The organism is Ancylobacter sp. GW821-FHT10E12 (genome assembly GCF_058809335.1).
Genome location: NZ_JBXASN010000011.1, coordinates 132459 through 146919, shown reverse-complemented (window position 1 = coordinate 146919; position 14461 = coordinate 132459). Strand labels below are relative to the sequence as shown.

The 14461-nt window shown below is 68.7% G+C and carries 15 protein-coding genes; 5 read left to right on the top strand and 10 right to left on the bottom strand.

Annotated features, from left to right (window positions below; genetic code table 11):
• Nucleotides 1-16: 16 nt before the first annotated feature.
• The 6 genes from AC1RU4_RS16485 to AC1RU4_RS16460 all read right to left on the bottom strand — a co-directional run bounded on the left by AC1RU4_RS16485 (nucleotide 17) and on the right by AC1RU4_RS16460 (nucleotide 5578).
• Nucleotides 17-1255: an NAD(P)/FAD-dependent oxidoreductase gene (locus AC1RU4_RS16485; protein ID WP_492892197.1), complete on the bottom strand. Its 1239-nt coding sequence runs from the start codon at nucleotides 1253-1255 to the stop codon at nucleotides 17-19.
• Between the two features lie 302 nt (nucleotides 1256-1557).
• Nucleotides 1558-2454, bottom strand: coding sequence for a dihydrodipicolinate synthase family protein (locus AC1RU4_RS16480; protein WP_492892196.1), 897 nt, complete (start codon nucleotides 2452-2454; stop codon nucleotides 1558-1560).
• 31 nt (nucleotides 2455-2485) lie between these two features.
• Entirely contained in the window at nucleotides 2486-3211 is a 726-nt protein-coding gene (locus tag AC1RU4_RS16475; RefSeq protein WP_492892195.1) for an amino acid ABC transporter ATP-binding protein, read from the bottom strand.
• 20 nt (nucleotides 3212-3231) lie between these two features.
• Complete coding sequence (locus AC1RU4_RS16470; protein ID WP_492892194.1) at nucleotides 3232-3927, bottom strand: amino acid ABC transporter permease; 696 nt, start codon at nucleotides 3925-3927, stop codon at nucleotides 3232-3234.
• Between the two features lie 14 nt (nucleotides 3928-3941).
• Nucleotides 3942-4604, bottom strand: a complete 663-nt coding sequence (locus AC1RU4_RS16465; RefSeq protein WP_492892193.1) for an amino acid ABC transporter permease — start codon at nucleotides 4602-4604, stop codon at nucleotides 3942-3944.
• 158 nt (nucleotides 4605-4762) lie between these two features.
• Entirely contained in the window at nucleotides 4763-5578 is an 816-nt protein-coding gene (locus AC1RU4_RS16460) for an ABC transporter substrate-binding protein (protein WP_492892192.1), read from the bottom strand.
• A gap of 231 nt (nucleotides 5579-5809) precedes the next feature.
• Here AC1RU4_RS16460 and AC1RU4_RS16455 point away from each other — a divergent pair, with 231 nt between their 5' ends.
• A complete protein-coding gene (locus AC1RU4_RS16455; protein WP_492892191.1) occupies nucleotides 5810-6493 on the top strand; it encodes a GntR family transcriptional regulator in 684 nt (227 codons plus the stop codon).
• Nucleotides 6490-7503 carry an aldose epimerase family protein gene (locus tag AC1RU4_RS16450; RefSeq protein WP_492892190.1) on the top strand — a complete coding sequence of 338 codons (1014 nt, stop codon included), beginning with the start codon at nucleotides 6490-6492 and terminating at the stop codon, nucleotides 7501-7503. Before AC1RU4_RS16455 ends, AC1RU4_RS16450 begins: the two co-directional genes overlap by 4 nt.
• On the opposite strand, the gene AC1RU4_RS16445 is transcribed toward AC1RU4_RS16450, so the two are convergent.
• Nucleotides 7496-8404 (bottom strand): LysR family transcriptional regulator, encoded by a 909-nt coding sequence (locus tag AC1RU4_RS16445; protein ID WP_492892189.1) that lies wholly within the window; start codon nucleotides 8402-8404, stop codon nucleotides 7496-7498. The two genes, AC1RU4_RS16450 and AC1RU4_RS16445, sit on opposite strands and share 8 nt — an antisense overlap.
• Nucleotides 8405-8521: 117 nt before the next feature.
• Here AC1RU4_RS16445 and AC1RU4_RS16440 point away from each other — a divergent pair, with 117 nt between their 5' ends.
• The 3 genes from AC1RU4_RS16440 (at nucleotide 8522) to AC1RU4_RS16430 (ending at nucleotide 11366) form a co-directional block, all read left to right on the top strand.
• On the top strand, nucleotides 8522-10012 hold the full coding sequence (locus tag AC1RU4_RS16440; protein ID WP_492892188.1) for a CoA-acylating methylmalonate-semialdehyde dehydrogenase: 1491 nt from the start codon (nucleotides 8522-8524) through the stop codon (nucleotides 10010-10012).
• A gap of 223 nt (nucleotides 10013-10235) precedes the next feature.
• On the top strand, nucleotides 10236-10928 hold the full coding sequence (locus tag AC1RU4_RS16435) for a helix-turn-helix transcriptional regulator (RefSeq protein ID WP_492892187.1): 693 nt from the start codon (nucleotides 10236-10238) through the stop codon (nucleotides 10926-10928).
• 63 nt (nucleotides 10929-10991) lie between these two features.
• Entirely contained in the window at nucleotides 10992-11366 is a 375-nt protein-coding gene (locus AC1RU4_RS16430; protein WP_492892186.1) for a VOC family protein, read from the top strand.
• A 36-nt stretch (nucleotides 11367-11402) separates the two neighbouring features.
• Here the strand turns inward: AC1RU4_RS16430 and AC1RU4_RS16425 are convergent, their stop codons facing one another.
• From AC1RU4_RS16425 to AC1RU4_RS16415, 3 genes are read right to left on the bottom strand one after another with little or no spacing between them, the layout of a single operon-like run.
• On the bottom strand, nucleotides 11403-12338 hold the full coding sequence (locus AC1RU4_RS16425; protein ID WP_492892185.1) for a prephenate/arogenate dehydrogenase family protein: 936 nt from the start codon (nucleotides 12336-12338) through the stop codon (nucleotides 11403-11405).
• Complete coding sequence (locus tag AC1RU4_RS16420; protein ID WP_492892184.1) at nucleotides 12328-13461, bottom strand: pyridoxal phosphate-dependent aminotransferase; 1134 nt, start codon at nucleotides 13459-13461, stop codon at nucleotides 12328-12330. Before AC1RU4_RS16420 ends, AC1RU4_RS16425 begins: the two co-directional genes overlap by 11 nt.
• A gap of 43 nt (nucleotides 13462-13504) precedes the next feature.
• A complete protein-coding gene (locus tag AC1RU4_RS16415) occupies nucleotides 13505-14398 on the bottom strand; it encodes a chorismate mutase (protein WP_492892238.1) in 894 nt (297 codons plus the stop codon).
• Nucleotides 14399-14461 lie beyond the last annotated feature (63 nt).

Here is a 14461-nt window from a genome sequence, read left to right as displayed (position 1 = left end):
CAGGACTTTCCAGGGATTAGAAGCGATCGGGGCGGAACGGCGCCAGGTCGATGGCGGGGGTCCGTCCGGCAAGGAGGTCGGCGACGATGCGTCCGGTCGCCGCGCTCTGGGTCAGGCCCAGATGGCCGTGGCCGAACGCATAGAGGACGTGCGGGGACGCCGTCGAGCGACCGATGACGGGCAGCGAATCCGGCATGGAGGGACGAAAACCCATCCATTGCGTGCCGCCACCGGTGTTCAGCCCCGGCAGGAAGGCGGCGGCCTTCTTCAGCATCGCCTCGGAGCGCCCGTAGTTGGGCGGCGCCGTCAGCCCGCCGAGTTCCACCGCGCCGCCGACGCGGATGCCGGTGGAAAGTGGCGTGACCACGAAGCCGTGGCCGCCGAAGGTCAGCTGCCGGCGCAGGTCGAAGGCCCCCGGCGGCAGGGTGGTGTTGTAGCCGCGCTCGGTCTCCAGCGGCACGCGGTCGCCGAGGCCGGCGGCCAGCGGGCGCGACCAGGCGCCGCCGGCGACCACGACGCGGCCCGCCTCCAGGCTCGCCCCGTGCTTGAGGCGCAGGCCAACGCCGTCCTCGCCGGGCACCAGCGCCGTCACCTCGCCATGGGTGATCGACGCCCCCCGCGCCATGACGGCGTCGAACAGGGCGAGCGCGAAATGATACGGATCGTCCACGGTCTGCCAATGCGGGGTGAAGGTGCCGGCGACGAAGCGCGACGACAGGCCGGGCTGCAATTCGGCCAGCCGCACGCCGCGCACATGCTCGAAGACGATGCCCGCGCGTTCGCGCTCATCCCAGCCGCCCTGTGACGCGGCAAGCTCGGCTTCGCTCTCGTAGAGTTGGAGATTGCCGTCCGGGCGCACCCGGTCCGCGAGGCCGGCCGCGCGCACCATCTCCCCCATGGCGGCGGCGGCGAGCGGCATCAGCGCGCCCTGCGCCGCGAGGCTGCGTCGATAGCGGTCGGGCAGGCTCGCCCGCCAGAAGCGCAGCAGCCAGGGCGCGATGGACGGCAGGTAGGACGGCGGAATGGCGAGCGGCCCGAGCGGGTCGAGCAGCCATTTCGGCGCCTTGCGCATGATGCCCGGCGAGGCCAGCGGCAGGATGTCGGTGAAGGCGAAGGCGCCGGCATTGCCGCGGCTCGCGCCGTCGGCCACCGCCCCGCGCTCGACGAGGCGCACCCGGCGCCCCTCGCCTTGCAGATGAAAGGCGACGGCGAGACCGACGATGCCGGCCCCGACGATCACCACCTCGTCGCTCATGATGCCTGTCTTCTCATACTCTTTCCCGCCCGAGGCTGGGTAGTTTGCCGCAGCCGGCACCCAGAAATCGGGCAACATCCAGCTTTGGTGGGAGAGATGGCCGACCCGTTCCTTGACTTTTCCTCTCCCCGTCGGGGAGAGATGGCCCGCCCACGGGTCTCGCCTTCGGCGAGCCCGAGGACAGGCTCCGCGGGTCGGTGAGGGGAGACGCGATCGGGAGGCGTCGAAGACCCCTCACCCCACCCCTCTCCCCGACGGGGAGAGGGAGCTCTGGCGCTCGGCTTCAACAGCCCCCGCCAACCTCACGCCGCCTTGGCGAGCAGCGGACGGTGGGCCAGCGCCTCGTTCACCAGCCGCTCGACCAGCGCGCGCTGCTCGCCTTCCAGCGGCAGGCGCGGGGCGCGCACGGTCTCGGTGGTGCCGGTGACCAGCGCCTCGACCAGCTTCAGGTTCTGGACGAGATAGGTCGACACGTCGAGGTCGAGCAGCGGGCGGAACCAGCGATAGATCGCCAGCGCCTCGTCGTAGCGCTTGGCCTTCATCAGCCGGTAGATGGCGACGGTCTCTTCCGGGAAGGCGACCACCAGGCCGGCGACCCAGCCGCAGGCGCCGGCGGCCAGCGCCTCGAAGGCGAGGTTGTCGACGCCGGTGAACACGTCGTAGCGGTCGCCGAAGCGGTTGATGATCTCGGTGGTGCGGCGGATGTCGTCGGAGGATTCCTTGATCGCCACGAAGCGCTTGTCGGCGGCGAGCTCCTCCATGATCTCCAGCGTCACGTCGACCCGGTAGGCGATGCGGTTGGAATAGATCATCACCGGCAGGTCGGCCGCGGCGGCGACGGTGCTCAGCGTGGCAACCGTCTCCTTGGCATTGGTGTGGTAGACGAGGCTCGGCACCACCATCAGGCCGTCGGCGCCGGCCTTGGCAGCACGCTCGGCGAGGCTGGCGCAGTCGCGGGTGGACGCATCGGCGATGGTCATCAGAACCGGGCGGCCGCCGGCGACGCTCTTGGCGACATGCAGCACGTCGAGGCGCTCGTCATGCGACAGCATCGGGCCTTCGCCCAGCGAGCCGTTGACGATGAGGCCGTCGACGCCGGCCGAGATCTGGTAGGCGAAGCAGCGCTCCATCTCCTTGATGTCGAGCGTGTCGTTCTCGGTGAACTTGGCGGTGACCGCGGGAAGGACGCCTGACCACATGGGATTGTAACTCCTGGCTATGTCTGGAAATTCAAAGGACGGATTTGAGGAAGGCGACGGTTTCCGGCTGCTGCGGATTGCCGATCACCTGGGCCGGGGGCCCGATCTCGTGGATCTTCCCCTTGTGAAAGAACGCGACCCGATCCGACACTTCGCGGGCGAAGGCGATCTCGTGGGTGACCACGATCATCGTCATTCCCTCGGCGGAAAGAAGGCGCATCGTGTCGAGAACCTCGCCGACCAGCTGCGGGTCGAGCGCCGAGGTCACCTCGTCGAACAGCATGTAGTCCGGCGACATGGCGAGCGCACGCGCGATCGCCATGCGCTGCTGCTGGCCGCCGGAGAGCCTGGAAGGGTAGACCTTCAGCTTCTCGCCGAGCCCGACATGCGAGAGCTTCGCGACCGCGACGGCTTCGGCCTCGGCCCGGCTCTTGCCCAGCACCTTGCGCGGGGCGAGCATGACGTTCTCCAGTACGGTCAGGTGCGGAAACGCATTCCATTGTTGAAAAACGATGCCGATCTTGCGGCGCAACCTGTTGAGGTCGGTGCCGCGGGCATGGACGTCGACGCCATCGACCAGGATGCGGCCGGCATTGATCGGCTCCAGCCCATTGATGCACATGAGCAGCGTCGACTTGCCGGAGCCGGAACCGCCGATCACCGAGACCACCTCGCCCTTCTCCACCGTCATGGTGACGCCCTTCACCACTTCGAGCTGGCCGAAGGATTTGTGGACGTCGTCGATCTTGATTGACATAGCGTGACCTCGGCAGCTTCTCAGTCGTTTTCGCGCCAGCGCTTTTCCAGCCGCGCCCCGAGGCGGGAGACGGGAAAGCTCATCAGGAAATAGATCAGCCCGGCAATGGACAGCACGAAGAGCGGCTCCTGGATGCGGGTGATGATCACCTGCGAGGAGCGCAGCAATTCGACGACGCCGATCCACCAGACCATGGCGCTGTCCTTCATCACCCCGAGGGTGAGGCCGATCCAGCTCGGCAGCGCGACACGCAGGGCGATGGGAAACACGATGGCGGTCAGGTCCTGCCGCCAGCTCAGCCCCAGCGAGCGGGCCGCCCGCCGGGTCGGCAGCGGCACGGCGAGGAAGCCGGCGCGCACGATCTCGGTGCAATAGGCGCACACATAAAGCGCCAGCACGATGCAGCCGACGGTGAAGGGCGGCCAGTTGAGGCCGATGATCGACTTGAAGGAATTCGCCAGCACCAGCTGGATCAGCAGCGGCACCGAGCGGAAGATGTCGAGCACGAAGCCGACCGGCACGTTGACCCACCAGGGGGAGACCGCGCGCACCACGCCGAAGACGGTGCCGAGCAGCGTGCCGCCCACCACCGCCCAGGCGGTGAGCGCCAGGGTGACGCCGGCACCCTTCAGCATGAACCAGAGGTCGCCCCAGGAGAACGAGGTGTCGAGGAGGGAGGTGTCGAACAGGGAGCCGTCCAAGAGGGAGGAGAACATCGGTGCGCCTCCCCTCAGTAGCGGAACAGCCGCCACGCCATCAGGCGGGCCGACAGGGTCACGAGCTTGGCGAGCAGATAGTAGATCACCGCCGCCAGGGCGAAGAACTCGAAGGTGCGGAACGACCTGACGTTGAGGTCCTGCGTCACCCCGGTCAGGTCGTTGTTGAGCCCGACCACCACGCCGAGCGAGGTCATCAGGATCGCCCAGACCATCTGGTTGGTCATCGGGTAGAAGACGACGCGGAACATCTGCGGCAGCACGATCAGCCGGAATGCCTGGATAGGACCCATGCCCAGCGAGCGGGCGGCACGCATCTGCGTCGGCGGCACCGCCCTGAGGCCGCCGCGAAAAGTCTCGGCGAGATAGCCGGCATTGTTGAAGGTGATGCCCGCCAGCAGCGCCGGGAAACTGTCGAGGTGGATGCCGAACGAGCCGAGGCCGAAATAGGCCATGTAGATCTGGAACAGCGCCGGCGTATTGCGGGCGAGTTCCACCCAGGTCGAGGCGGCGCCGCGCAGCGCCCGGTAGTGCGAACCGCTGCCGAGCGCCAGCAGGACGGCGAAGAACACGCCCAGCAGCATGGACAGCGCGGCGATTTCCAGCGTCACCAGCGCGCCCCACAGCATGTCCGGGAGCGCCTGGAACGCCTGATGCCAATGAAAGGTATATTTCATCGCGTGCGCGTCCGGCTGTGCGGAGGACCGGCCGCGGCGGCCGGAGCGGAGCCCCCCTGCCACCGGGAAGAGGGGTCATGTGGCGATCGTGCCGCCTTTCGGGGCGATGCCGGACTTGTCCGGCATCGCAACGGGACGGCGGCGGCGCGCTTGCCGGCTCAGCGATAGACGCCGGGGACGGTGAGGTTCGGCGCCTCGCCGAGGCCGATCCACTTGTCGTAGAGCGCCTTGTAGCGGCCGGTGCGGACCTGCTGGTTGATGAACAGGTTCAGGTAGTTGATCAGGCCCTGCTCCTGGCGCAGCGCGATCAGCGCCACATAGTCGATGTCGTAGGGGGCGTCGCCGCCCATCATCAGGCCCTTGTACTTGCCTTCCTTCACGATGGCCGCGGCCACGGTGGAGGTGACGACGGTGGCCTCGATCTGGCCCTGGGCCAGCGCCAGGAACACGTCGGCCTGGTTCTGGTAGCCGCGGAAGCTGGTGCCGGCGCCCCAGGCCTTCACGTCCTTCTCCAGCGCCAGCGCCTCGAAGGTGCCGGCGACCGAGCCGGTCTTCTTGCCCTTGAGATCGGCGTAATCCTTGATGCCGAGGCCGTCCTTGGTCAGCACCACCATCTTGAAGGCGAAATAGGGAATGGTGAAGCCGGCGGTCTTGGCGCGCTCCAGCGTGTCGGAGGTCGAGGCGACGCCGACATCGACGCGGCCGGAGACCAGCGCCGGGATGCGGTCCGGGAACGGGGTCTCGACGATCTCGGCCTTCACGCCCAGCACCTTGGCGAGGTCGTTGCAATAATCGACGTCGAAGCCGATCGGGTTGTTGCTGGCATCGCGCGAGCCCATGGGCGGGAAATCGAGCACGACGGCGCAGCGCAGCGTGCCGGAAGCGATGATGTCGTCGAGCTTGTCGGCATGGGCGGGCAGCACCGCGGCAAGCATCAATGCGGCGGCGGTAAGCACACCGGAAACCTTGGCCATAAAGGCTCTCCTTCTGGAAGGAAGATGGTCTTTCGATCGGTCGCCGGCGCCTTTTTCCCGACGCTGGTCGGCGACGGGGGGAGCTTCCATTTTTTGGATCCAAATTGCAATATCCTTTTTTAGGCAGGTATGCGACATCATTTGGCAGGCGTGACGCCGGCGGCGGACGCATGGATTGCACGCTTGCGCGCCAGCGGTTACAGCGAAGGCAGCCGCAGCGGGAGGTGAAGGGTGAAGGTCAACGCGACGGACATTGCGCAGATGGCGTCGGCTTCCGACGTGATCTTCGATGCCCTGCGGGAGGCGATCGCCAAGGGCGACATTTCCGAGGGCCAGGTGCTGCGCCAGGACCACATCGCCCGCATGTTCAACGTCAGCCGGATTCCGGTGCGCGAGGCGCTGACCCGGCTGGAGGAACAGGGCCTCGTCTCCACCCAGCGCTATCGCGGCGCGGTGGTCACCACGCTCTCCACCGAGGAGATCCACGAGATCTTCGAGTTCCGCGCCCTGCTGGAGCCGGAAATCCTGCGCTATTCGGTGGAGCGCATGTCGGCGGAATCGCTGGAGCAGGCCAAGCAATTCGCCCATGCCTTCGCGACCGAGCCGGATTCCTCGCGCTGGGGCGATCTCAACCGCCGCTTCCACTACAGCCTCTACGAGCCGGCCGGCCGGCCCTATTATCTCCAGACCATCTCGACCGCTCTCGACCGCGTCGACCGCTATCTCCGCGCCCAGCTGATATTGACCGACGGCATGGCGCGCGCGCGGAGCGAGCATGAAGGCATCCTCAATGCCTGCATCGCGCGCGACGCCGAGACGGCGGCACGGCTCACCCGCGAGCACATATTGGGCGCCGCCGATTCGCTGGTCGCCTTTCTGGCCCATACCCGCGCGCAGGAGGAAACCGACCGATGACCGCTCCCGACAACGTGGCCCGGATCGGCTCCTTCGACGGCGAGGACCTGTTCGAGGTGACCCTCGCCTGTGCCTCCGGCGCCCGCGCCCGCGTGCTCAGCTGGGGGGCGACGCTGCGCGACCTCGTCGTGCCGGGCCCGGACGGCGCCCTGCACCGCGGCGTGCTCGGCTTCACCGACCTCGACAGCTATCTCGCCAACCCCTCCTATCTCGGCGCCACCTGCGGCCGGATCGCCAACCGCGTCGGCGGCGGGCGCTTCGCAATCGATGGCAAGGATTACGAGCTTGCCCGCAACGAGCGCGGCGTCACCCATCTTCATGGCGGCACGCGGGGCTTCTCGCATCGGCCCTGGCGGGTGGAAAGCGTGGCGGCGGATGCCGTCACCTTCGCCCGCACCGCGCCGGACGGCGAGGAAGGCTATCCGGGAAACCTCGATCTTTCATGTACTTACCGGCTACTGGCGCCGGGCGTGCTGCGGGTGGAGATGGAGGCGCGCACCGACGCGACGACGCCGGTCAACCTCGCCCACCATTCCTATTTCACCCTCGACCCCGGCCGCTCCTCGCATGATCTGGTGGTCGAGGTCGCCGCCTCGAGCTACACCCCGCTCGACGCGCTGAAGGTGCCGACCGGCGAGATCGCCCCGGTCGAAGGCACCGGCTACGATCTGCATAGCCCCCGCCGCCTCGGCGATGCCGGCATCACCTACGACATAAATTACGTTCTGGATCAACCACTTGGCGAGCTTCGCTTCGCCGCGAAAGTCACCAGCCCGCAGAGCGGCCGGACTCTCGAAGTCTGGACCACCGAGCCGGGATTGCAGCTTTACGACGCCTCGATGCTGGCCGCGACCGACAAGGGCCTCGATGGCCTAACCCATGGAAAACACGCCGGAATCTGCCTCGAAGCGCAGAATTTCCCCGATGCGGTGAACCATCCCGGCTTCCCCTCCCCCTGGCTGCGTCCGGGCGAGATCTACCGGCAGGTTACCGAATACCGCTTCAGCTAGAACCCCCGCCGGAATTGTCGACCACGAATCCGGCGCGGGCGGCCCGGACCGCCTCGACGATGAAGGCCTCGACCTCGCGGATGCGGCGCAGCTCGTGCACGTCGGCATGGGTCACCAGCCAGTAGGCGCGCCGAAACACGTGTTCCGGCAATAGCTTGATCAGGTCGGGATGCCGGCTCGCCGCATAGTCGTGCAGGATGCCGACCCCGGCGCCGGCCCGCACCGCCTCCATCTGCCCGACCACGCTGGCGCATTCGATGCGCCGCGCCTCGATCGATCGAAACGTCTCGAAATAGTCGAGCGCCGGCGAGTAGAGCAGGTCCTCGACATAGGTGACCAGCGTGTGTCCGGTCAGTGCAGTGAGGTGTACGATGGGACCGGTGCGGGCGAGATAATCGCGCGAGGCGTAGATTCCGAGGCTGTAATCGGTGAGCTTGCGGGCGATCAGCCGCCCCTCGTGCGGGCGCTGCAAGGTGACGGCGATGTCGACCTCGCGCTTGGGCAGCGAGAAGCTCATCGGCAGGGGGGCGAGCTGGATGGTCAAGCCGGGGAAGCGCTCCGCCAGCGTGCCGAGCAGCGGTGCCAGGAAATACACCCCGAACCCGTCCGGCGCGCCGATGCGCACCGTGCCGCTCAGCGCCAGATCGGCATTGCCGAGCGCCGACTGCGCCTGCAGCAGCTCGGTCTCGATGCGCTCGGCATGGGCCAGCAGCCGCTCCCCCGCCGGGCTGAGCGCGCTGCCGGTGGTGCGGCGCTCGATCAGCTTGGTCCCGAGGCTCTCCTCCAGCGCGCCGATGCGCCGGCCAACCGTGGCATGGTCGAGCCCCAATTGCCGGGCGGCGGCCAGCATCTGGCCGGCCCGCGCCACGGCGAGGAAGACGCGCAGATGATCCCAGTCCATGAGCGGCGAGTCGGCTTATCGAAATTGCGCACAACGGATGCGGAAACATCGTCGTTGAGTTGATCGCTTTAGGCAAGCACAACATCGAGCCACCAACGGCAACGGGAGGATACGTCCATGGCAGTGATCGGGCATTATATCGGCGGCAAGCGCGTCGAGACGGCGGGGCGCACGTCGCCGGTATTCGACCCCTCGACCGGCGCGCAGTCGGGCGAGGTGCTGCTCGCCTCCGCCGCCACGGTGGACGAGGCGGTCGCCTCCGCCGCCAAGGCGTTCCCGGCCTGGGCCGACACGCCGACGCTGACCCGCGCCCGCATCATGTTCAAGTTCAAGTCGCTGCTCGACCGCGACATCGACGCGCTGGCCGCCGCCATCACCCGCGAGCACGGCAAGACCTTCGAGGACGCCAAGGGCGAAGTCACCCGCGGCATCGAGGTGGTGGAGTTCGCCTGCGGCATCCCGCATCTGCTGCGCGGCGACTTCACCGAGCAGGTGGCGCGCGGCGTCGACGTGTTCTCGGCCCGTCACCCGCTCGGCGTCGTCGCCGGCATCACCCCGTTCAACTTCCCGGTCATGGTGCCGATGTGGATGTTCCCGGTGGCGCTGGCCTGCGGCAACACCTTCGTGCTGAAGCCCTCGGAGAAGGACCCGTCCGCCTCGCTGATGCTGGCCGAGCTGCTGGCCGAGGCCGGCTTGCCCAAGGGCGTGTTCAACGTGGTGCAGGGCGACAAGGAAGCCGTCGACACGCTGCTGACCCACAAGGACATCGCCGCGGTGAGCTTCGTCGGCTCCACCGCCATCGGCGAATATGTCTACCGCACTGCCTGCGCATCGGGTAAGCGCGCCCAGGCGCTGTGCGGCGCCAAGAACCACCTCGTGGTGATGCCCGACGCCGATCTCGACAAGACCGTCGACGCGCTGATGGGCGCCGGCTACGGCTCGGCCGGCGAGCGCTGCATGGCGGTCTCGGTCGCGGTGGCGGTCGGCGGCGTCGGCGACGCGCTGATGGAGAAGCTGGTGCCGAAGGTGCAGGCGCTGAAGGTCGGCCCCGGCATGGACCCCGACAGCGAGATGGGTCCGCTCGTCACCAAAGAGCACCTTGCCAAGGTGCGCGGCTACGTCGACGACGGCGTCGCCGCCGGCGCCGAGCTGGTGGTGGACGGCCGCGGGCTGAAGCTGCAGGGCTATGAGGACGGCTATTTCCTCGGCGGCTGCCTGTTCGACAACGTGACCCCCGACATGAAGATCTACAAGGAGGAGATCTTCGGCCCGGTGCTCTCGGTGGTGCGGGTTCCCGCCTATGAGGACGCGCTCAAGCTGGTGAACGACCACGAATACGGCAACGGCGCCGCCATCTTCACCCGCGACGGCGACGCCGCCCGCTCCTTCGACCGCGATGCCAAGGCCGGCATGATCGGCATCAACGTGCCGATCCCGGTGCCGGTGGCGTTCCATTCCTTCGGCGGCTGGAAGCGCTCGGTGTTCGGCGACCGCAACGTCTACGGCATGGAAGGCGTCGGCTTCTACACCAAGATGAAGACCACCACCGCCCGCTGGCCGACCGGTATCCGCGCCGGTGCCCAGTTCGTCATGCCGACCACGGGGTGAGCTTTCGCCCCGGTCGAGCGGATGCGAATCCGGCTCAGCAATTAAGCAATGCGGAATGCCCGGCGATGAGCCGGGCATTCTTCGTTTGTGGCGCTGATAGCGGGGAGCCGAAGAGGCGCGGGGCTCGCCCAAGCCAAGACCCGCGGGCCGGGGAGACGACGGCTTTGCCACGGGAATGACCGTTACTGCCACTATCCGGCAGCAGCCCTGCTATCATTCCCGCATGTCGCGCTCCGAACGCCTCCTCGACCTGCTGCACGCCCTGCGCCGCTATCGCCAGCCGGTGAGCGGCAGGGTGCTGGCAGGCGAGATCGGCGTCAGCATCCGCACGCTCTATCGCGACATTGCCAGCCTACAGGCGCAGGGGGCCACCATCGAGGGCGAGCCCGGCATCGGCTATGTGCTGCGGCCCGGATTCCTGCTGCCGCCCCTGATGTTCTCGCCCGAGGAGATCGAGGCGCTGGTGCTCGGCTCGCGCTGGGTCGCCGAGCGGGCGGACGGACGGCTCAGCGCCGCCGCCGGCAGCGCGCTCGCCCGCATCGGCGCGGTATTGCCGCCCGACCTGCGGGAGGAGATGGAGGCCTCCTCGCTGTTCGTCGCTCCCGGCGCGGCGATCCCGGCCGACACGATCGATGCGGCGCTGCTGCGCAAGGCGATCCGCACCGAGCGCAAGCTCGCGCTGGCCTATCGCGACGCCGCCGGGGCGCCCAGCGAGCGGGTGGTGTGGCCGTTCGCGCTGGCCTTCTTCGACCAGGTGCGGCTGCTGCTCGGCTGGTGCGAGCTGCGCCAGGATTTCCGCAGCTTCCGCACCGACCGGATCGCCGGGGCGGAGATGCTGGACGCCCGCTATCCCACAAGGCGCGCGGTGCTGATGAAGCAGTGGCAGCGGATCCAGGAGGCGCGCTGCATGGAATAATGCTGCCGGAAATTGGCAGCAGGCGCGCGTAGGCTCCCCGAACGATCAACCGAGGGACCGACCATGACCGATGCCAGCCATATTTTTCTCTATGTGAACGATCCCCGCGCCAGCGCCCGCTTCTATGGCGACGTGCTGGAGCGCCAGCCGATCGAGGCCAGCGACGGCTTCGCGCTGATCGAGCTGGCGCCCGGCCTCGCGCTCGGCCTGTGGCGGCGCGACGGCGTGAAGCCGACGCCGCACCTGCGCGCCGGCGGCAACGAGATCGGCTTCAAGGTGGCGACCGCCGCCGCCGTCGACACCGCCTATGAGAGCTGGGCCGCCAGGGGCGTTCCCATCGCGCTGCCGCCGACCGACCTCGATTTCGGCCGCAGCTTCGTCGCGCTCGACCCGGACGGGCACCGGCTGCGCGTCTATGCGCGGGCGGAGGCGATGTGAGGCAAGCGGTTCCGGGCACCCGGCCGGGACCGCGCCTCACCCGCGCTCGCGACCGAAATCCGGGGCGGCGGTTTCCTGGCCGATATCGATGATCGAGCGGCGGATGGCGCGGGTGCGGGTGAACAGGTTGAACAGCGTCTCGCCCTGCTCCCAGCGGATCGCCCGCTGCAGGGCGATCAGGTCCTCGGTGAAGCGGCCGAGCACCTCGATCACCGCCTCGCGGTTGTTGAGGAACACGTCGCGCCACATGGTCGGGTCGGAGGCGGCGATGCGGGTGAAGTCGCGGAAGCCGCCGGCGGAATATTTGATCACCTCGGACGAGGTGACGTTCTCCAGGTCCGCCGCCGTGCCGACGATGTTGTAGGCGATCAGGTGCGGCACATGCGAGGTGATCGCCAGCACCAGGTCGTGGTGCTCGGCGGTCATGGTCTCGACATTGGCGCCAAGCGCCGTCCACAGCGCCGTGACCGCCTGCACCGCGCCTTCGTCCGCGCCTTCCGGCGGGGTGACGATGCACCAGCGGTTCTTGAACAGCGTGGCGAAGCCGGCATCCGGGCCAGAATATTCGGTGCCCGCCACCGGATGCGCCGGCACGATGTGCACGCCCGAAGGCAGATGCGTGCGCAGGGCGTTCAGCACCGCGCCCTTCACCGAGCCGACATCGGAGACGATGGCGCCGGCCTTCAGATGCGGGGCGATGGCCTGCGCCACCGCGGCCATGGCGCCGACCGGCACGCAGAGGATGACGATGTCGGCATCCTTCACCGCCTCGGCCGGCGACGAGGCCACCTCGTCGGCAATGCCGAGTTCGGCGACGCGGGCGCGCACCTCGGGGGCGGCGTCATAGGCGACGCTGACGGCGGCGAGCTGGCGCGCATCGGCGGCGCGCAGGATCGAGGAGCCGATCAGCCCGAGGCCGATGACGGCGAGCCGGCCGACCATCGGCCGGGCGAGCGGCGGATCAAGCACCATGGCCGGCCTCCTTCACGTCGCCGCCGAGGAACTCGGCGATCGTGGCGACCAGGAAGCGGTTCGCCTCCTCGGTGCCGATGGTGAGGCGCAGCGCGCCGGGCAGGCCATAGGCGTCCATGCGGCGCAGGATCAGCCCGCGCGCGGAGAGGAAGGCATCCGCATCCGGGGCGCGCTTGCCGTCGGCATCCGGGAAATGCACCAGCACGAAATTGGCGACGCTCGGCGTCACCGTCAGCCCCAGCGCGGTGAGCTCGGCGGCCACCCACGGGCCCCACCGGTCGTTATGGGCGACGGCGGCCTCGACATGGGCGGTGTCGGCGATCGCCGCGGTGGCGGCGGCGATGGCGGCGGCATTCACGTTGAAGGCGCCGCGCACCCGGTTCACCGCATCGGTCACCTCGGCCGGCGCATACATCCAGCCGACCCGCAGCGCCGCGAGGCCGTGGATCTTGGAGAAGGTGCGCAGCATGGCGACGTTGCGGCTGGTGGCCACCAGCTCGATGCCGGATTCGTAGTCGTTGCGCCGGACATATTCGGCATAGGCGGCGTCGAGCACCAGCAGCACGTGCGGCGGCAGCGCGCGCTGCAGGCGGCGCACCTCGTCGAACGGCAGGTAGGTGCCGGTCGGGTTGTTCGGATTGGCGAGGAAGACGATGCGGGTCTTCTCGTTGACCGCCGCCAGCAGGGCGTCGACATCGGTGGTGAGGTCGCGCTCGGGGGCGACCACCGGCGTGGCGCCGGCGGCCAGCGTGGCGATGCGGTACACGAGGAAGCCATATTGCGAATAGACCACCTCGTCGCCCGGCCCGGCATAGGCCAATGCCAGCAGGGTGATCAATTCGTCCGAGCCGGTGCCGCAGACGAGGCGCGCGGGATCGAGCCCATAGGCGGTGCCGATGGCCTCGCGCAGCCTTGTGGACGAGCCGTCGGGATAGAATTCCAGCGCATCGGCGGCGTGGAAGGCCTCGCGCGCCTTCGCGCTGGCGCCGAGCGGGTTCTCGTTGGCCGAGAGCTTGTAGACCTTCACGGCGCCGCCCGCCTGCGCCTTGCCGGGCACATAGGCGTCGATCGCCAGCACGCCCGGACGGGGGACGGGGCGATCGGAGAGGGGGGCGGTCGACATGGCACGAACTCCGGCAGGGAACGGGAAGGAACGGGGATGGGCCTCAGGTGGCGGGCTTGTCCGCAGGCGCATGCGTATAGCGGGCGGCGTGCGAGCCGACGAGGGCGGCCGAGCGCACCGAGGCGCCGCAGGCACGCAGCGCGGCGAGCACGGTGTCGAGCCCGACCTCACCGGCGAACGGAATGGAAACCAGCAGCGCCGCGCCGTCGAGCCCGCGATCGGGCACCGCCACCGCGTCGGCGAGCGGGGCGAGCGCACGGGCGGCGGCGGCGTTCCAGCCGGCGACGCGGATGCTCCACGTCTCGACCTCGGTGACCGCGCCATCGGTGACCGGATGCGCGATGCAGAAGGCCGGCAGGCCGGCGGGATGATCGGCGCGCTCGACGAAGGGCAGCCGGGCGATGATCTTCGGCGCGCTCTCGCCTTCGAGCCCGGTCCACCACGGCCCGGCGCCGGGCGCGGCGAAGGCCGGGACCAGGCCGAGATCGCCCTTGGAGCCGGCGACCGCGCTCACCACCGCCCCGGCGCCGATATGGGCGACGAAGGGCACGGTGAAGCCGAAATGAAAGCGGGTGGCATCGCGCATCGCCGCCTCGCCGGACGCAAGGTCGGCATGCACGGCATAGGGCGCCTGCACGAAGGTGAAGGTGGAGATGATGACGCGCCAGATGCCCTCGACGGTGTCGAGCGGCAGAATGCCGCGATGCCGGTCGACGATCTGGCGCATCATCGAGGCCTCGCGCGCCGGGCGGAAGGCCGAGCCGCCCTCGGTGGCGCGCGACCGCTTCACCTCGACCAGCCGGTCGATGATCTCGCCGCGCTCGATCAAAAGCGCGTGCATCGCCGCGTCGATGCGGTCGATCTCGCCGCGCAGCACCGCAAGGCTGGCGGCCGCATCGCCGCGGGCGGGCGCACGATCTTCGCTGTCGTCGGGCATGTTTTCGCGTAGGGGTTGGCGCGTCGTCATCGCCCGTTCTCCTAGACCCGCGCGCGAGCGGTG